16 protein-coding genes are annotated in these 17,273 nt (G+C 61.3%); 6 read left to right on the top strand and 10 right to left on the bottom strand.

The window, feature by feature from the left end; all coding sequences use genetic code 11:
* The first annotated feature begins 301 nt into the window (after positions 1-301).
* The 4 genes from C8K18_RS06770 (at position 302) to C8K18_RS06755 (ending at position 5,130) form a co-directional block, all read left to right on the top strand.
* The gene (locus C8K18_RS06770; protein ID WP_107707025.1) at positions 302-2,245 is read left to right on the top strand and encodes a bifunctional diguanylate cyclase/phosphodiesterase; all 1,944 of its coding nucleotides are present in this window, start codon (positions 302-304) and stop codon (positions 2,243-2,245) included.
* Positions 2,246-2,304: 59 nt separating this feature from the next.
* On the top strand, positions 2,305-2,733 hold the full coding sequence (locus tag C8K18_RS06765; RefSeq protein WP_053859848.1) for a hypothetical protein: 429 nt from the start codon (positions 2,305-2,307) through the stop codon (positions 2,731-2,733).
* A 125-nt stretch (positions 2,734-2,858) separates the two neighbouring features.
* Entirely contained in the window at positions 2,859-4,547 is a 1,689-nt protein-coding gene (locus C8K18_RS06760; protein WP_107707024.1) for a metallophosphoesterase family protein, read from the top strand.
* Between the two features lie 142 nt (positions 4,548-4,689).
* On the top strand, positions 4,690-5,130 hold the full coding sequence (locus tag C8K18_RS06755) for a hypothetical protein (RefSeq protein ID WP_006047277.1): 441 nt from the start codon (positions 4,690-4,692) through the stop codon (positions 5,128-5,130).
* Between the two features lie 92 nt (positions 5,131-5,222).
* Here the strand turns inward: C8K18_RS06755 and glnQ are convergent, their stop codons facing one another.
* The 6 genes from glnQ to C8K18_RS06725 all read right to left on the bottom strand — a co-directional run bounded on the left by glnQ (position 5,223) and on the right by C8K18_RS06725 (position 10,644).
* Positions 5,223-5,951 carry a glutamine ABC transporter ATP-binding protein GlnQ gene (glnQ, locus tag C8K18_RS06750; protein WP_165919801.1) on the bottom strand — a complete coding sequence of 243 codons (729 nt, stop codon included), beginning with the start codon at positions 5,949-5,951 and terminating at the stop codon, positions 5,223-5,225.
* Positions 5,948-6,604, bottom strand: coding sequence for a glutamine ABC transporter permease GlnP (gene glnP / locus C8K18_RS06745; RefSeq protein ID WP_029967077.1), 657 nt, complete (start codon positions 6,602-6,604; stop codon positions 5,948-5,950). The genes glnQ and glnP overlap by 4 nt, the downstream gene beginning before the upstream one ends.
* A gap of 63 nt (positions 6,605-6,667) precedes the next feature.
* Positions 6,668-7,420 (bottom strand): glutamine ABC transporter substrate-binding protein GlnH, encoded by a 753-nt coding sequence (gene glnH / locus C8K18_RS06740; protein ID WP_006047274.1) that lies wholly within the window; start codon positions 7,418-7,420, stop codon positions 6,668-6,670.
* A gap of 271 nt (positions 7,421-7,691) precedes the next feature.
* Positions 7,692-8,447, bottom strand: a complete 756-nt coding sequence (locus C8K18_RS06735; RefSeq protein ID WP_107707023.1) for an enoyl-CoA hydratase — start codon at positions 8,445-8,447, stop codon at positions 7,692-7,694.
* Positions 8,444-9,610: a CaiB/BaiF CoA-transferase family protein gene (locus C8K18_RS06730; protein WP_107707022.1), complete on the bottom strand. Its 1,167-nt coding sequence runs from the start codon at positions 9,608-9,610 to the stop codon at positions 8,444-8,446. The genes C8K18_RS06735 and C8K18_RS06730 overlap by 4 nt, the downstream gene beginning before the upstream one ends.
* A gap of 146 nt (positions 9,611-9,756) precedes the next feature.
* Positions 9,757-10,644 (bottom strand): LysR family transcriptional regulator, encoded by an 888-nt coding sequence (locus C8K18_RS06725; protein ID WP_107707021.1) that lies wholly within the window; start codon positions 10,642-10,644, stop codon positions 9,757-9,759.
* A 250-nt stretch (positions 10,645-10,894) separates the two neighbouring features.
* Here C8K18_RS06725 and C8K18_RS06720 point away from each other — a divergent pair, with 250 nt between their 5' ends.
* The gene (locus C8K18_RS06720; RefSeq protein WP_107707144.1) at positions 10,895-12,208 is read left to right on the top strand and encodes an MFS transporter; all 1,314 of its coding nucleotides are present in this window, start codon (positions 10,895-10,897) and stop codon (positions 12,206-12,208) included.
* A gap of 161 nt (positions 12,209-12,369) precedes the next feature.
* Here the strand turns inward: C8K18_RS06720 and C8K18_RS06715 are convergent, their stop codons facing one another.
* Positions 12,370-13,167 (bottom strand): hypothetical protein, encoded by a 798-nt coding sequence (locus C8K18_RS06715; RefSeq protein ID WP_107707020.1) that lies wholly within the window; start codon positions 13,165-13,167, stop codon positions 12,370-12,372.
* 352 nt (positions 13,168-13,519) lie between these two features.
* On the opposite strand from C8K18_RS06715, the gene C8K18_RS06710 reads away from it, so the two are divergent.
* Positions 13,520-13,813 (top strand): DUF1330 domain-containing protein, encoded by a 294-nt coding sequence (locus C8K18_RS06710; RefSeq protein WP_006047268.1) that lies wholly within the window; start codon positions 13,520-13,522, stop codon positions 13,811-13,813.
* A gap of 115 nt (positions 13,814-13,928) precedes the next feature.
* Here C8K18_RS06710 and C8K18_RS06705 read toward each other — a convergent pair whose 3' ends face one another.
* The 3 genes from C8K18_RS06705 to C8K18_RS06695 all read right to left on the bottom strand — a co-directional run bounded on the left by C8K18_RS06705 (position 13,929) and on the right by C8K18_RS06695 (position 16,998).
* On the bottom strand, positions 13,929-14,780 hold the full coding sequence (locus C8K18_RS06705; protein WP_006047266.1) for a carbohydrate ABC transporter permease: 852 nt from the start codon (positions 14,778-14,780) through the stop codon (positions 13,929-13,931).
* Entirely contained in the window at positions 14,777-15,667 is an 891-nt protein-coding gene (locus tag C8K18_RS06700; protein WP_029967068.1) for a carbohydrate ABC transporter permease, read from the bottom strand. Before C8K18_RS06700 ends, C8K18_RS06705 begins: the two co-directional genes overlap by 4 nt.
* A 98-nt stretch (positions 15,668-15,765) precedes the next feature.
* Positions 15,766-16,998: an ABC transporter substrate-binding protein gene (locus tag C8K18_RS06695; protein ID WP_006047264.1), complete on the bottom strand. Its 1,233-nt coding sequence runs from the start codon at positions 16,996-16,998 to the stop codon at positions 15,766-15,768.
* Positions 16,999-17,273 lie beyond the last annotated feature (275 nt).

The following is a 17,273-nucleotide window of genomic DNA, read 5'->3' as shown; positions in this document are numbered from 1 at the left end:
CAGCTTGACGATGGCATCGATTGGGTTGCACTTTTATTACACGCAGCAGACAGAATTTCCCTTTTGTTGGTTTGCGTTTAAATCGGGGTTAACCTTACGAAAGGCCGAAATAGAGAATCTCGTCGATACGGGTCTCCGTAAAGGGCCTACCAAGCCGTTTTCTGTCGGGCATATACCCAGCAAGTGGGAAAGCGGATTCGCGCCACTATTTGGCGGAATTAACCTTTTGCCGAACGTTTACGTGATAATCGGTACGCACGCTGCCGGTTTCGAACCACTAACCACTAAAAATGCGCGGGTCATGGCTTTTAGCGAACCAAGGTCTCCATTTTTCCGGTGGCTCGTGTCTTCGGCTCAGAATCTGAGCGCGGAGAACCGCCAGATACTTCTCGCCAATCTTTTCACACGCACCGCGTCCATCGTCTTCGCATCCATCTGCGAAATCAGCGTCTGCGCGACCGCTTACTATCTGCACCCGAGCTTGCTGTATGCGACGTGGACGGGCGCCGTTGTCGCGCTGCTGATCGTGCGGCTCGCGCTCATCTGGTCGTGCCGCCGCCGCAGCGCACTGGGTCTGCCCACACCTACCGCCGCCTTCCTGTTTGCAAGCGTTCTGTGGAGCGCGTTGTTCGGCCTGGGCGCTTTGCTGTGCAACATCAGCGGAGACGCAACGCTTTTCCTGCTTGGCAATGTTTGCGCGGTCGGCGTTGTCGGCGGACTCGCGGGACGCAATGCGGCCACGCCGCGGCTCGTGATGCTGCAGATCGTCTTCATCATCGGTTTGCTGGGCGTCGGCGCGGCGCTGTCGCCGGGCTCCGGAAAACTCGTGCTTCTGTTTCAGGCGCCGTTTTGCGCCGCCGGTTTTCTCACGGTTGCGCTGCGCAGTAATCGCGATACGGTTGCGCTGCTGCTCGCGCGCGAAAGCAGTCAGCGGCTCGCGCATCACGACAGCCTCACCGGCTTGCCGAATCGTGCGCGCATCAACGAACTGCTGTTCGAGCGCACGGCGGTCAGCGCGGCGCAGCGCGACGGATTGTTCGCTGTTCTATTGATCGACCTCGACGGCTTCAAGGCGATCAACGACAGTCTCGGCCACGCCGCGGGCGACCAGATTCTTCAGGAAGCCGCGGTTCGCCTGCGTGAAGTGATGCCGGCCACCGACATCGTCGGACGCCTGGCCGGCGACGAGTTCGTGGTGATCTCGGAAGCGCCCGAGCCGTCCCGCGATGTGCGGCTCATCGCGGACAGCATCGTCAAGACGCTGGCGCGTCCCTTCGTACTGACGGAAGCGCTCGTGCACATCGGCGCGAGCGTGGGCGTGGCGCTGTACCCCGAGCACGCGTGCACGGGTCCGCAATTGCTGATTTGCGCCGACCGCGCGCTGTACGCGGTCAAGCGCAGCGGCAAGAGCGCTTATCTGATTTTCGACGCACACGAACATGTCTCCGACGAAAGCCTGAGCCTGTTGCGCAGCGACCTGGAAGGCGCGTTGCGCACGTTCATCGGACTGCGCATGGAGTATCAGCCGATCCTGGACCTCGCAAGCGGCGAGGTGACGGGCCGCGAAGCGCTGATTCGCTGGACGCATCCGACGCGCGGCGAGCTCTCGCCGTCCGCTTTCATTCCGACAGCGGAACGTACCGGGCTGATACTCGCGCTCGGCGAGTGGGCTTTGCTGCAGTCGTGCAAGGAAGCGGTCATGTGGTGCGACAAGGTGCCGGTCGCGGTCAACGTGTCGCCGGTGCAATTGCGTGAGGAGGCATTTGCGTCGATCGTGGCGGGCGTGCTTCGCAAGACGCGGCTTCCGCCCGAGCGCCTGAACATCGAAGTGACGGAGACCGTGCTGCTGAACGACGACGTGGTGACCCGGCGCAACATCTCGCGGCTGCGTGCATTGGGCATCGGTCTTGCGCTCGACGATTTTGGCACTGGCTTCTCGACCATGTCGACACTCGTGCGCTTCACGTTCGACAAGCTTAAGATCGACAGTTCGTTCGTGAAGGAGTCCGTGCATCGGCGCGAATCCGCGGCAGTGGTGCGAGGGATCGTCGCATTGGCGCGCGAGATTGGCATGCCGACCACGGCCGAAGGCATCGAAACGCAGGAGCAGCTCGATTTCGTGCGGCGCTCCGGCTGCACGCATGCCCAAGGCTTCCTGCTTGGCAGACCGGTGCAAGGCTGTGAGATCGCGCGTATCGACGACAAGCTGCCCGTGCAGTCCGTGCGCTCCGTGAACCAGTCCTGAGCCACGGCCTGTATTGCAAACGCGAGGGTTCTTATCCAACAGCGAACGGCGAGGCAAATGTGGATTCGACCTTGAAATTCCAGCTACGGCTTACCGTATCGCCGGAACTTGCCGATGCGCTGCGCACCGACCGTTCGGGCGCGGCGCACGCGGAACTGCAGCGTATCTTGCGTCGGCATGATGCGACGCTGAAATGCCAGTACGACGCATTCGCGGACTACGTGAACGAGGCCGAGCGGCTCGGCACCGAGAAGTACTCGCTTTATCAGTGGACGCGCGAAACGATCCGGAATCCGGAGAAGAAAGCGAAGTACCTGCGATCGTTCACGGTCTATGTGAAGGGCGAGCAGATCTACGACAAGCAGATCGCCGATGCGATGGAGAACGAACTATTGAAGCTCGCCGGCGTAGACAGCCCAGGTGGCATTGAAAGCGTTTCGAAGTTCGACACCAATCCCGCGAATAGTCCGCAGCCGCCAAAGCGTTAGCCGCTTGCGCATCATTTGCCCGTCGCTTGCTCATTAGCGGTTAGCCCTTTTCATTCAACTGTCACCGTTTCGCGACTAGGATCACTGGTCAAAGCCGCCAGTCCTTCCTACCCACAAACACAGACATGTCGAATACAAAGAACGCTAATGCCTCGCCAGCCGATCAGGGCGCATCCATCGTTTCGCGTCGCGGGTTCCTGAAGTTCGCGGGCGCATCGGGTCTTGCCGGCGCGGCCAACGCGCTGTCGACGGCACGCGCCGCGAGCAGCACGCCGGACGGCACGCCCGAGCAGATCCATCTGACGTGGGGCAACGATCCTTCGAGCGACGTCACCGTGTCGTGGACGTCGCTCGCGGCTGCCGTGAAGCCGCATCTGCGCATTGGCCGCATCGGCGACGCGAAGCACATCGTGCATGGCGTGCAGACCACTTACACCGACGGCCTGAACGGCGACGTCGTGTTCAGCTATCACGCGCGCCTGCGCGACCTCAAGCCCGACACGAGCTATGAATACGAGGTCACGGCCGAGAACGACAGCAATGCCGCGCAGCCTTTCACCGGCAGTTTCCGCACCGCGCCGCGCGGCCGCGCGCCGTTCCGCTTCACGAGCTATGGCGACCTCGCGACGCCGAACACCGGCTGGGTGCTGTCGTCGCCGCAAAGCCGCTTCGCGGTGCAGGCCGTGGAGCGCTTTCAGCCGCTGTTTCATCTGCTCAACGGCGACCTCTGCTATGCGAACCTGAATCCCACGCAGCAGCCGCAAGTGTGGCGCGACTTCGGCAACAACTGCCAGAACTCGGCGGCGAATCGTCCGTGGATGCCGTGCCCCGGCAACCATGAAATCGAATTCCATAACGGCGAGCAAGGCTTCGCGTCGTATCTCGCGCGTTATGCGCTGCCCGACAATCACACGCGTTTTCAGGGCCGCTGGTACAGCTTCCGCGTAAGCTCGGTGCTGTTCATTTCGCTCGATGCCGACGACGTCGTCTATCAGGACGCCGCCGCCTTCGTCGCCGGACCGGCCCCGCTCGTGCCCGCCGCAAGCACCGGAAATCCGCCGATCCAGCCAGGCACCTCGCTCTATGTGCGAGGCTACAGCGATGGCGAACAGACGCGCTGGCTCGAAAAGACACTGCGCCACGCGGCCGACGATCACGACATCGACTGGATCGTCGTGCAGATGCACCAGGACGCGCTGAGTTCGTCGAAGACAGGCAACGGTTCCGATAAGGGCATTCGCGAGGCATGGCTGCCGCTCTTCGACCGCTACGGCGTGGACCTCGTGCTGTGCGGCCACGATCACGACTACGAGCGCAGCTACCCCGTGCGCGGCTGCAATCACCACAAGGGCACCGACATCGCCACGGGCCACCCGGTCGATACCTTGCAGCCAAAGCCGGTGATGTCGGCGATCTCGGCGGGCGCGTCCACGTTCGATACGAGCCAGGGCACGATCCACCTGATCCTCGGCGGCGGCGGCACGAGCGCGCCGCTCGATGTCTATGGCGTCGATGCAGGCACCGGACTGCCGCAAGCGCGCATCTTCACGCGGCCGAATCGTCCGGTGCCGGGCACGACCGCGCGCACCTTCGTTCGTGCGAGCGCCGATGCCGTCGAAGATGCGATCTGGTCCGCGCAACGCGATACGGGCACGGGCTACGGCATCGCGGTGTTCGATCACGATCCGGGTCACGCGGACGGCGAGACGACGATCACGATGAACTACTACCATGCGCCCGGCGCCGATCAGACGCCGACCGCGAACTACGAATTGTTCGAAACGATCGAGCTAAAAAAGAAGCGCAAGCGCTGAGGCCAGCGGACAGTAAAAAGGTAAAAATGACGGCGCTACATCATTTGTTACACGTCTTACCGGTAAGCCGTGCAGTGGTTACAGAGGGCTTTCATGTCACCGGTTATACTCGGCGCCGTCTCATAAAAACCAAAGACCTTTTATGTCCAGAAAAATCCTCCAGATTGTGGCTGTCGCGGCGCTTGCGAGCGCGGCGTCCTTGTCGGCTGTGGCCGGCGACATGAACAATGCGCTGGGCGGCGCGCTCGGTGGCGTTGCGGGTGCGGCACTGGGCGGCGCGGTCGGCGGCAGCACGGGTGCCGTGATCGGCGGCGCCGTGGGCGGCGGCGCGGGCGGCGCGGTGACGTCGAACCGCCGTGAGCGCACGGGTGCGATCGTCGGCGGCGCGCTGGGCGGCGGCGCCGGCACGGCGGCCGGCAATGCAATGGGCGGCCGTGGCGGCGGCCTCGTCGGCGCAGCCCTGGGTGGCGGCGCGGGCGCGGCGCTCGGCGGCAACATCTCGCGCTCGAACTCGTATTCCGACGACTACTCGCGCGGTTATCGTTCGGGCAAGAAGCGTCATAAGCATCGCCACTACGACTAAGCAGCACGCAGTAGCGTAGTGCGGTGAAGGCCGCGAAAGCCTGGTGCGCCGCGCGAGCGGCGCTTGCTTCGGTGAATCGAGGCCGGGCTTTTTCAGCCGACGTGCTTCAAAAAGTCCTTCAAGCGCGGCGTGGGCGGGTTGTCGATCAGCTCGCCCGGCGCGCCATCTTCCACGATGCCGCCGTTGTCCATGAACAACAGGCGCGTACCGACACGCTTGGCGAAGCCGATCTCGTGCGTGACGACAATCATCGTCATGCCCTCCGTCGCGAGATCCTGCATGACCTTCAGCACTTCATGACGAAGCTCGGGATCGAGTGCCGAAGTCGGCTCGTCGAACAGCATTAGCTTCGGCCTGATCGCCAGCGCGCGCGCAATTGCGACGCGCTGCTGCTGTCCGCCGGACAACTCGGACGGATAGTGATTCGCGCGCGATTCGAGCCCGACCTTGTCGAGCAGCGCCATTGCCTGATCGCGCGCTTCGGCTCGCGATGCGCCGCGCACCTGAATCGGGCCGAACATCACGTTTTCGAGCGCGGTCATCTGCGGAAACAGGTTGAACTGCTGAAACACCATGCCCGCTTCCAGACGGATCGCGCGGATGTCAGACGCATTGCCTTTCACGCTCAAGCCGTCCACGAGCAGTTCGCCGCCGCTGATTTTTTCGAGTGCGTTAATGCAGCGGAGCATGGTCGACTTGCCCGAGCCCGACGGCCCGACGACCACCACGACTTCCGAACTCTCGATGCGAAGATCGATGTCGTTGAGCACCGGCAGATGGCCGAAGCTCTTTGAGACGCGCTGAAATTCGATCATGCTCATAGAATTCGCATCCTTCTTTCGACGACGCGCAGCGACAGCGTCATGACACCGGTCAGGACCAGATAAATGACCGCGACGGCGGACCAGATTTCCACCGCGCGAAAGTTGCCGGCGATGATCTCCTGACCCTTGCGCGTCAGTTCCCCGACGCCGATCACGATAAACAGCGACGTGTCCTTCAAGCTGACGATGCACTGATTGCCCAATGGCGGAATCAGGCGTCGAAATGCGAGCGGCCCGATGATCTTCATCAGCACGCGCGGCGTCGAGAGTCCCATCGCGAGGCCTGCTTCCATCAAGCCCTTCGGGATCGACAGCAACGCTCCGCGCACCACCTCGGCGAGATAGGCACCCGAATTCACAGTAATGGCGATGATGGCGGCGGTCAGCCCGTCGATTCGCAAATGCGCAAGCAACGGCAACGCGAAGTAGAGAAACATCACCTGAACCACAATCGGTGTGCCGCGTATCAGTTCGACGTAAACCTGCGCAATCACGTTTAGCGCAAGCGGGCCGTAGGCGCGGCATGTGCCCGCCACGACACCGACGATAAAGCCGCCGATCAAGCCTACGAAGGCGATGAATACAGTCAGCTCCACGCCGTCTATCAGATCTGGAAGCGCACTCCAGATAACTGTCCAATCGAATTCCACGAACCGCTCCTTAGGTGTGCGTCTGCCGCGCGGCGGGAACTGCCGCACGGGACGTCGCAACGATTACGATTTGGGCGGCTCGGAGCCGAACCACTTCTTGTAGAGCGTCGCATAGCGGCCGTCGGCCTTCATCTTCGCGAGTTCCGCGTTGACGCTCGCGACGAGCGGACTGCCCTTCGGAAAGCCGATGCCGTACTTGTCGCCGCTCACCGGCGTGCCGGCGACCTTGACCTTGCCTTTACCGGCCGTGCTCGCGAAATACAGCACGTTGGGCGTGTCGTGCATCGCGGCGTCGACGCGGCCCGCTTCGAGCGCGAGGTACGCCTGGTCGATGTTCGGGAACTGGCGGATTTCCTTCGGCTTCAGATGCGCCTTGATCCAGTCGATAGTGGCCGTGCCTGTTTTCGCCGCGATCACCTTGCCGTTCAGATCGTCGATGGACCGGATGCTCGTGTTGCCGCTTTGGACCATCGCGGCGAGGCCGCTGTCGTAGTACGGGTCGGAGAAGTCGATGGCTTTCCTGCGCTCCTCCTTGATCGTCATGCCCGACAGCGCGACGTCGATATTTTGCGTCTGCAACGCGGGAATGAGGCCGCTGAAATCCATCGGCTGGACCTTGTATTTCCAGCCCAGGTCTTTCGCGATTTCGGCCCACAGGTCGAGGTCGAAGCCGACGTACTTGTCGCCCTGCTTGAATTCGAACGGCATGAACGACGTGTCCGTGCCGACCACGAGTTCTTTGGTGTCCGCGCGGGCGAGCGCGCTGCCGAATAGCGCGGCCGCAACGACGGACATGAGGAAGACGCGACGTACCATGATTTTCTCCGCATTGATTGACGATGAACACGCGTTGTGTCTACAACATGCGGTGTTCCGTCGGCATAAGCGACAACATATGTTGTCAATGCGGATACTACGACATCAAAAAGTTTGGCAACAGGATTTTTTGTCGATGAAAACCCTGGCGTGACGCCACGTGCCCGCCGCGGTGGACGCTCGTGCGAAACAAAGGCATAAAAAAAGCGCCGCTGTTGCGGCGCCTCGAGCGAGTCTCTTATGCGAAGGTATCGCGACTGCGGCTACGCCATCACGACTTCGACGCGAACGCCGCGACCGCTTCCCTGAAACGGCTGCTGCCGTACACGCTCTCGATCAGATCCTCGTCGTCGAGCCGCTGATCGATCACGATGCGGCGCAGGCTTTCTTTCACCGCGTGCTGCGTGACGGGCGAAAGCGCAATCAAACGTTGCGCGAGCGAGTGCGCCGCTTCCTGCAATGCGTCTCGCCCGCAGATTTCGTGCACGTATCCGCACGCGAGCGCTTCGTCGGCGCTCAGATAGTCGGCGAGCATCAGCATCTTCTTCACGCGGGGTGTGCCGAAGGCTGCCTGAAGCCGCGCGATATTGCGCGACGACAGCGTGTTCGACAACGTCTTCGCAATCGGTGCGCCGAAGCGCGAAGCGTCGGTGCACACGCGAAAATCGCAGGCCGTCGCGAGCGCGAGACCGCCGCCCACCGCCCAGCCGTCTATCACCGCAATGGTCGGCACGCTAATTCGCTCGATAGTGTCGATCACGCGCTCGACGAACGCTTCGTATGCGAGCCCATCGCGGCCGTCGCGGAAGTCCTTGAAATAGCCGATGTCCGTGCCGGAAATGAACGACTTGCCGCCCGCGCCGCGCAGCAGAATGCAGCGCACGTCGTCGTTTGCTTCGCACTGCGCGATGAGCGCAAGCAGCGACTCGTACATGTCGAGCGTCATCGCGTTGCGCCGCTCGGGTCTGTCTATGAGGATTTCCGCCGCGCCCGAAGCGTGAACGGTCAGACGAACCGGTTCGCTCATGACGCGGCTCCGTTGATTTCGGCGAAGATCTCGTCGTTGTGCTCGCCGAGCAGCGGCGGATGGCGGCGCACAGTCGGCGGCGTGCCGAGCAGTTTGACCGGAAAGCCGATGTTCTTGACCTTGCCCTCGTTCGGGTGATCAATCTCCATGCACATGTTGCGATGCTGCGCGTGCTCGCTTGCAAATGCTTCGGGATACGAAAGAATCGGTCCCGCGGGGATGCCGGCCGCGAGCAGCAAATCGACCCACTCGGCGCTGTCCCGTTTGCCGAACTCCTGTTCCAGCACTTCGATCATCGCCTCGCGATTTTTCAGTCGCAGCGACACGCTCGCGTAATCCGCGTGATTGATCAGATCGCGACGATCCAGCGTTTCGCACAGCCGGGTCCATAGCTTCTGGTTGGTTGCGCCCATCACGAAGTAACCGTCGCGCGCCTTCACGGCCTGATAGGGTGCGCTCATCTTGTTGCTCGTGCCGAGCGGTGTCGGCGGCACGCCGGTGCCCCAATAGTCGGAGATGTCCCAGATCGAGAAGGCCATGATCGAATCGAACAGCGACGCGTCGATATGCTGGCCTTCACCGCTTCGCTGCGCGCCGATATACGCCGACAGCAGACCGAACACCGCGAACATCGCACAGCCGATATCCGCGACCGGAACGCCGGCTTTCACGGGCTTGCCGCCTTTGTAGCCCGTCACGCTCATCACGCCCGACATGGCCTGCGCCATCAGATCGAAGCCGGGCCGCGACGCCCACGGCCCGCTTTGCCCGAAGCCGGAAATGCTCACATAGACGATCTTTGGATTGATCGCCTTGATGGACTCGTAATCGATCCGCAAACGCTGCACGACGCCCGGCCGATAGTTCTCGACGATGACGTCCGCGGTTTTCGCGAGCTTGTAGAACATCTCGCGCCCTTCGTCGCTTTTCAGATCGAGCGTGACCGAGCGCTTATTGCGGTTGAGATTCAGAAAACCCATGCTGTCGGGGCCTTTCATCTTGAAGCCCATCGAACTGCGCGTCTGGTCGCCCTCGGGCGGCTCGACCTTGATGACGTCCGCGCCGAGGTCGGCCAGCATCATGCAGGCGAACGGCCCCGCCATGACCTGGCTCACGTCGAGCACGCGTATGCCTTGCAGCGGTAGATGCGTAGATTGCGTCATGTCGGGCTTCCTCCTCGGTCGGTGAGTCATGTTGTGACTCCACTGTCGCCGGGCAGAAGCGTTGCCGCAAGAATCGCCGCGTCATGGCTGGTTTCGCGGATCGCGAAACCGTCGCGCGCGTGTGCTCCAGCTAGACCGCTAGACTGCTAGGCACCCGCCAGCAACTCCGCGACGACGTTGCGCAGCGTTTGCTCCTGCGCGTGCCCTTCGACGCAGGACAGCACGTAACTGCGCCGCGACCAGTCTCCGTCGAGTTCGACCGATGCGAGCGATGCCTCGGGATGAAAGCTCTGCAACACATCGGGCGGCATGAAGCCGACGCCTAAGCCGTGACGCACCATCGCGAGCATGGTGTCGAAACCGTTGACGGTCAGGTTGTCCGGGAACAGCCGGCCGCGGCTGCGATACGCGCGCTCCACGGCGGACAGCACGGCCGAGCCCTTGCCGAGGCTCACAATGGGAAGATCGAGAATATCGTCGATGCCCACTGGTCCATTGCCGAATTCAAAATGCGCGCGGCTATAAACCAGCACGAGGCGGTCTTCTCGGTATGCGCATTTGTCCAGATCGAGAAAGCCGCTTTTCTTCTCGTAGATGCCGACATCGATCACTTTGTCGCGTAGCAGTTGCTGCACGATCTTGCTGTTTTCCTCGACGATTTTCAGCGCGATGCGCGGATATTTGCGCTGAATCCCTGCGATTTCACGCGCCAGAAACTGAATGACGACTGCCTTCGGCGCACCGATGATGATGCGCCCTTCGAGCCCATGATTGAGCGCGTGTGCATCGCCTTCCATGCGGTCAATCAGGTTGTCGATCTGCCGAACGTACTGGATCAGCTTCGCGCCCGACTCGGTGATTTCCGCGCCATGCGGCACGCGTTGGAAAAGCTTCGCGCCGAGTTGCTCTTCGAGATCCGACACGCGCCGCGATGCCGCCGCGACTGCCAGGTTCAGCTTGTCCGCGGCGCGCGAGATGCTGCCTTCTTCCGCAATGGCAAGGATCAGCCGGACAGTTGTCGTGTCGAATTTCACTTGGTCTCCAATGGGTATTCAACGATGAATCGGTGCATGCGCCGCCCGCTAGTTTAGTGCGCCGCGAACCGCGGCAATAACGAAAACGCTATCACGGCATGCGGTTTCGACATTGGAGCTCTCGCGCCTGCATCCGTACACTTGTCCTTCAGCACCTGCATACAAGTGCCGCGCTCTGCGGCACGATGCATATCGACAACGACGAATGGCCTTTATCAACGTTGATGGCCATCTGGACGGAGACACGATTTTGGACAAGCCCACTGGTTCGCTCACGGCCGCCGCAGTGCGGCCCGCTCGCCTCAATTTCCGCTGGCATGTGCTTATCTGGCTGCTGATCGGCGGGATTGTCAACTACATGGACCGCGCGAGTCTTTCGATTGCGGCGCCGGGCATGATTGCCGAACTCGGACTGACTCGCACGCAAATCGGCCTGCTCGGCAGTGTGTTTGCGTGGACCTATGCCGTCATGCAATTGCCGGCCGGCTGGGTGATCGACCGCTTCGGCGCAAAGCGCGCTTATGCACTCGCGATGATCTGGTGGAGCGTCGCGACATGGCTGACCGGCGTGGTCGGTTCCATTTCGGGGCTACTGGTGATGCGCGCGTTGCTCGCGGTCGGCGAGGCGCCGTGCTGGCCGACATCCGCGAAAATTACCGCTGCATGGTTTCCCGCGAAGGAGCGCGGATTCGCGACGGGCGTGTGGGACTCGTCTTCGAAATGGGGACCGGCCATTGCACCGGCTGTACTCGTCGCGTTGATGGTCGCATTCGGCTGGCGCTCGCTCTTTCATGTGACAGGCGCGGTGGGTGTTGCCTTCGCGCTGCTGTTCCTGATGTTGTATCGCAACCCCGTGGACAGCAAGCGTCTTTCGAAAGATGAACGCGAGTACATCGAGGCGGGCGGCGGCGGGCATGAACGCTCGCTCGCCAATTCATCGCTACGGTGGCGTTCGCTATTCGCGCGACGCAGCGTGTGGGGCATGATTCTCGGCTACTTCTGCACGATCTGGCTGTGGAATATTTTCCTCGTGTTCTTGCCGCTCTATCTACTCGACCGCTTTCATATTTCGTTCGCACAGCTTGGCGTGTATGCGGGTATTCCGTGGGCAGGCGGCGCGCTGGGCGAGATTGCCATCGGCTATCTGGCGAAGAAGATGGTCGACCGCGAGATCGCTTCGCCGATTGCCGCAAAGCGTCTGTTGATTGCATGCTGCGCGGTGGGCGCCGCTGTATGCGCGATTGCGTTGCCGTTTAGCCATACGTTGAACGTGACGCTTGCACTCTTCACCGTTGGGCTGGCGTTCATCGCGGCCGTGGTGGGTTCCGCGTGGGCGCTCGCGGCGGACATCGCGCCTTCGTCGATGATCGCCTCCGTCAGCGCGATCCAGAACTTCGGCGGTTATTTCGGCGGCGCGTTTTCGCCGGTCGTGGCGGGATTTATTGTCGACCGCACCGGCTCGTATGCGCTGGCGTTTATTTCAGGCGGCGCGATTGCGGGGTGCGCGGCGCTGTTCTACTGGTTCATGGCTCGCGAACCGATTGTCGATGATGCGGCTGCGTGAGCGGTAGTGCGGCGATGACCACCGGAATGTGGGCAGTTCGCCGTTGCGGGGATTACGAAGTCGTGAAGGCGCTCGACGCGTGTGGGCGCGAGTGGATGGCATCGCGACAAGTGCACTGTCGCGATGCCGCCTGCACGCCAAGCGTATGACGCGCTCCGCGTCTACTGCGTGCCCGGCTGCTTTTGCGCGCCGGACGCGGGCGCAACTCGTGCCGACTCCTTGACCAGTTGATCGGTCATCGCGTCCGCGACCGGGTTCGAACTGCGGCGATTGAGTTCGACCGGAGCGGTCGGCGGCGGCGGGGGCAATGACGGATCGAGTTTCGCCGACTCGCGCACGAGCAGTTCCGTCATCAACGCACCAACGTCACTTGAACCGCGGCGGCGCAGGTCATCGTGACCACGCGAATCTTCGGCAGCGCGCTGCGCGGTCTTCGATCTGGTGTTGTTTGCGTGTTGCGGTTGTTGCCCTTGTTGCGGCGGTTGTACCTGCTGCTGCGTTTGCACGGGTTGCTGGGCTTGCACCGGTTGCTGCTGTATCGGCTGCGTCGGTTGCTGAACCTGCGGGAGCTGCGCCTGCGTTTGCATGTCCGCCGCGGGCACGTTCGCGACGCTGGTGTTCGGAACGCCCTGCAACGCCGGTGCCGCCGGCAGCGCAGGCTGCGGCGCAACGGTCGGGGTCGGAGCCGGCGACGGCCGCACGTCCACGCGGCTCACCTTCGTGCCGCCAGGCGCGTTGCTATTAGCCTTCGCCGATGTCTCCGGCGACGCCGGGCGAGCAATGCTGCCCGCAATCACGTGGGTCTCGGCAGGGCGCGAATCGGTAATCTCGGGTGCGGTCAGCGCGGCCTCGGGCGCGGCAGCCGACTTCTTTTCCTCGCGCGGATAGAGCAAATAGGCGCAGATCACCAGGTCAGCCAGCACAAGGCCGATGATCAACGTCTTTCCGGTATTGGTCATATCTAAAACTGAATCTTCATCGAAAGGCACAGGTTCATGATAAACGACGACTCGTTGCCTTACCGCGAACAGCGGTCGCTGCGTTTCAAACACGAGCGGCCAGCCATCGACACGTCGCGTGGATCGCAGGGAAGAGTTTCCATACAAGTTGGCCGTTTGTCATGCGCCGTGGTTCAACTTTTTGGGCCATCTTTTTCGGACATGTGGCGCGATTCGCAGGGCAAACATTCGGATCGGCCCGCCGCGCCGATAGTCCTTTACGCAATAGGGCCATGACTGGCCGCCGCGTATTCTCCGGGGCGTTCTCTGTTACGCTCCTGCATTCATGACCGTCACTAACGAGGAGCGTCAAATGAGCAAGGGGTATTGGGTCACCACGTATCGCAAGATCAACGATCCGTCGAAGCTGGCCGCCTACGGTCAGTTGGCCGGCCCGGCAGTAGCGGCTGCGGGCGGCAAGTTCCTCGTGCGCGGCGTCGCGGACGAAGTTCATGAGCAGGGCTTGAAGGAGCGGACGGTGGTGATCGAGTTTCCGTCGTATGAAGATGCAGTCGCAGCGTATTCACGCGACGACTACAAGAAAGCGCTCGACGCTTTGGGCGACGCAGTAGAACGCGATCTGCGCATTGTGCGCGGCGCGGAATAAGCACAAGGAATAACGGCAAGCGGGCTCAGCGAAACACGCGCTGACCGCCATGGCCACCAGCATCACCATGACCGCGCCGAAGATTGCAAACCTCGGCGCGGTGGGCAAAAACGTACTACTTCACCGCCCCCAAAGCCAGGCCCTTCACCAGATACCGCTGCAACCACGCAAACACGACCGAAACCGGTAGCGTTGCGCACAGCGTCGCGGCCATCACGAGATGCCACTGGACCACATACTTGCCGGCGACCATGTCGGTGACCTGCACGGTGAGCGTTTTGTTTTCCGGCGAGCGGATTAGCGTATACACAACGGCGAATTCATTCCACGCGTTGATGAACGTGAAGATCGCCGTGACGACGATTGCGGGCACGGCAAGCGGCAGAAACACTTTGAAAACGGCACGCGTTCGTCCACATCCTTCCAGCCACGCCGCTTCCTCGAGATCGCGCGGCACCGTTTGAAAATACGAAGAGAGCATCCATACGGCGAACGCGATATTGAACGCCGCATACGAAACGATCACGCCGATTTTCGAATCGACAAGATTGCCGTCGCCATAAGGGATCATGGCGGCAAGCCGGAATAGCCCGACGACCAGCAGGATAGGCGACAGCATCTGCGTGACGAGCAGGAACTGGCGATACGGTCCGCGTCCCCGGAACGGGAAGCGCGCCAAGGCGTAAGCGGCGGGCAAGCTCACCGCGAGTGCCAGCAATGTCGACAGCAAGCTGATAACCGCACTATTGCGCAGCGCCACGCCGAAATTGGCCGCTTGCCACATATCGGCGAAGTTGCTCCACTGCCAATGCACCGGCAACCAGCGCGCGGGATAAACGAAAATCTCCGAAGCAGGTTTGAGTGCGGTGAAGAGCATCACCGCAAACGGGAACAGCACCACGATCACCAGCGGCGACAACGCGAGCCAGCACCACAGCGAGCGTTTTGTTTTCGTGCTGAGCGTCATGACGGTTCTCCTTCTTTCGCCGGCTGCATGCGCAAATACGCCATCGAGAAAACGAACAGCATGACGAGCATGATCAGCGACACGGCCGCGGCCTCGCCGGGTCGTCCGAGCCTGAAGCCGAGTTCGTACAGATACGTGACGAGAATATGCGTGCTGTTATCCGGGCCGCCTTGCGTCATGACCCAGATGATCGGGAACGAGTTGAACACGTAGATCACGTTCAACAGAATGGTCATGTTGATGAACGGCCGCATCAACGGCAGCGTCAGCTTGCGAAACTGCTGCCACGCGCTCGCGCCGTCGATGCGCGCCGCTTCGTAAATGTCGCCGGGCACCGAGGATAATCCTCCGAGCAGAATCGTCACCGTGAATGGAATCGACACCAGAATGCCCACCGCGATTTCCACGGGAAACGCGAGTTCCGGAGTCGCGAGCCAATGAATCGGGCCGCCGATCAAGCCGAGGCGTTGCAGCGTGACATTGACCATGCCGTAGTCGTCGTTAAACGCCCAGCGCCAGACAACCGCGGTCATGGTGAGGGAAACCGACCACGGCAGCATGACGATGGTTCGCGCGACGCCGCGCCCATAGAAGTCCTGATTCAGCACCAGTGCAACAGGCACCGAAATGGCGACTGTGCCGCCCACCACGAACACGGTCCACACGATCGTACGGCGCGCGGCCGCCAGGAACGTGGGGTCGCTGAAGATCGAATAGAAGTTCTGCAAGCCCGTGAAGTCGCGAATCGCCCCGAAACGCGATACCTCATGCAGCGATTGCCACACGATGTTGAAGATCGGATAGCTGATGATAAAAAGCGCCAGCACCAGGCTCGGTGCAATCAGTAACCACGGCGCTTGCAGACGCGAAGAGGCGGAACGGCTCATACATGCTCGATCGTGAGACGCGCCCGCATGAAGCATGCGGGCGCGTCGGAATGGGCCGGGTAGTTACGGCTTACCGCGACGTCAGAGCGTCGCCCCGATCAATGGCCGAGCGACTTGTTGGCTTGCGTAGCCGCCGCATTCAGCGCATCGGCGGGCTTGGCCTTGCCCAGGTAGATGGACTGCATCGCGTCGGTCACGGCCTTCGCGGTGTCTTCCCAACCGGTCACGGTCGGTGCAAAACGCGCAGTGGGCAGCAAGGCGACAAATGCTTTGGTATCCGGATCATTGAATGCCGGATCCGACGATTCGGCCTTGGTGGTCGGCAGGAAACCTTCAGTCGTCGTGAACTCGACGCGCGGTTCTTTCGTGAACAGATAGTCGAGGAACTTCCACGCGGACTTCTTCACCTTCGAGTTCTTGAACATCACGATCGAGTCCGTGACTGCGTAAGTGGCGTGCGTGGTGCCCATCGGAATCGGATCGATGCCGTACTTCAGGTTAGGCGCTTCCTTCTTGATCTGCTTCGCGAGGAACGGCGCCGAAATCATCATCGCCACGCGGCCTTGCTTGAAGAGGTTCTGTACGTCTTCGCGGCTGTAACCGGTAACGCCCGGTTGCGTCAGACCCTGATCGATCAGCGATTTATACAGCGTGGCCGCCTTGACGCCCGCCGCCGAGTTGAACGCCGCCTTGTTGTCCTTGCCGACTACTTCGCCGCCGTTTGTCCACAGCGCATAGTAAAAATAGACGTCCGTTTCGATTTCCTTGCCTTGCAGACCGAAGCCGGCAATGCCTTGCGCCTTCAGTTTCTTTGACGCTTCAATCACGTCGTTCCATGTTTTCGGGCCGTCCGGATAGCCGGCTTTCGCGAGCAGATCCTTGTTGTAGTACAGCGCGCGTGCGGACGCGGCGATCGGCAAACCGTACACCTTGCCGTTGATTTCGCCAGGTGCCAGGAACGGACCGATAAAACGTCCCTTGAAATTGGCGTCCATATAGCCGTCGAGCGGTTCGGCCACGTCGTCCTTCACGAAGTCGAGCAGCCAGCGCGTGCCGACAATCGCGAGGTCGGCGTTCGCGTTGCCGGAGATGTCCGTTTGCAGTTTCTGTTGCAACGTATCCCAGTTCACGTCTTCGATCTTGATGGTGGTGCCGGGATTGGCCTTTTCGAAATTGCGAGCCATCTTTTCGAAGTACGGCGCGGTTGCGTCGCTGTAATGCGCGACGGTCACGCGAACCGTGTCGGCTTGAGCCGACACGGCAATACCTGCAAACGCGAGCGCCACGGCGACTTTGCCAAGCGCGAGGGAAGCACGGGCATGCAACGACATCTCTCTCTCCTCATAGGTCCGCTGCCGTCGCCGGCTGCTGTGGGTTGAATTGTTTGAAAAAATCCTACACGGCTAAAAATGCGTTGTCACGTAGGGTCTGCGATATTTTTTCTGGCCCGCGTTTGTGCATAAGATGCCTGTAAAACAGGGATATTCTCGATGCGGGCTGCGCGCCAGTTACCCAATATCCGGGACGAAGCGGCTTGTGCGGTGCGTCGCGCTGTAAGAAATTTACACGGTCTGCGAAGTGCCGGGCGTGTGGAAAAGCGAGGGCA

It is taken from the genome of Paraburkholderia sp. GV068 (assembly GCF_003058125.1).
GTDB lineage: Bacteria > Pseudomonadota > Gammaproteobacteria > Burkholderiales > Burkholderiaceae > Paraburkholderia > Paraburkholderia graminis.
Note: the sequence above shows the minus strand (reverse complement) of the source record. Positions and strands in the feature narration are given on the sequence as shown.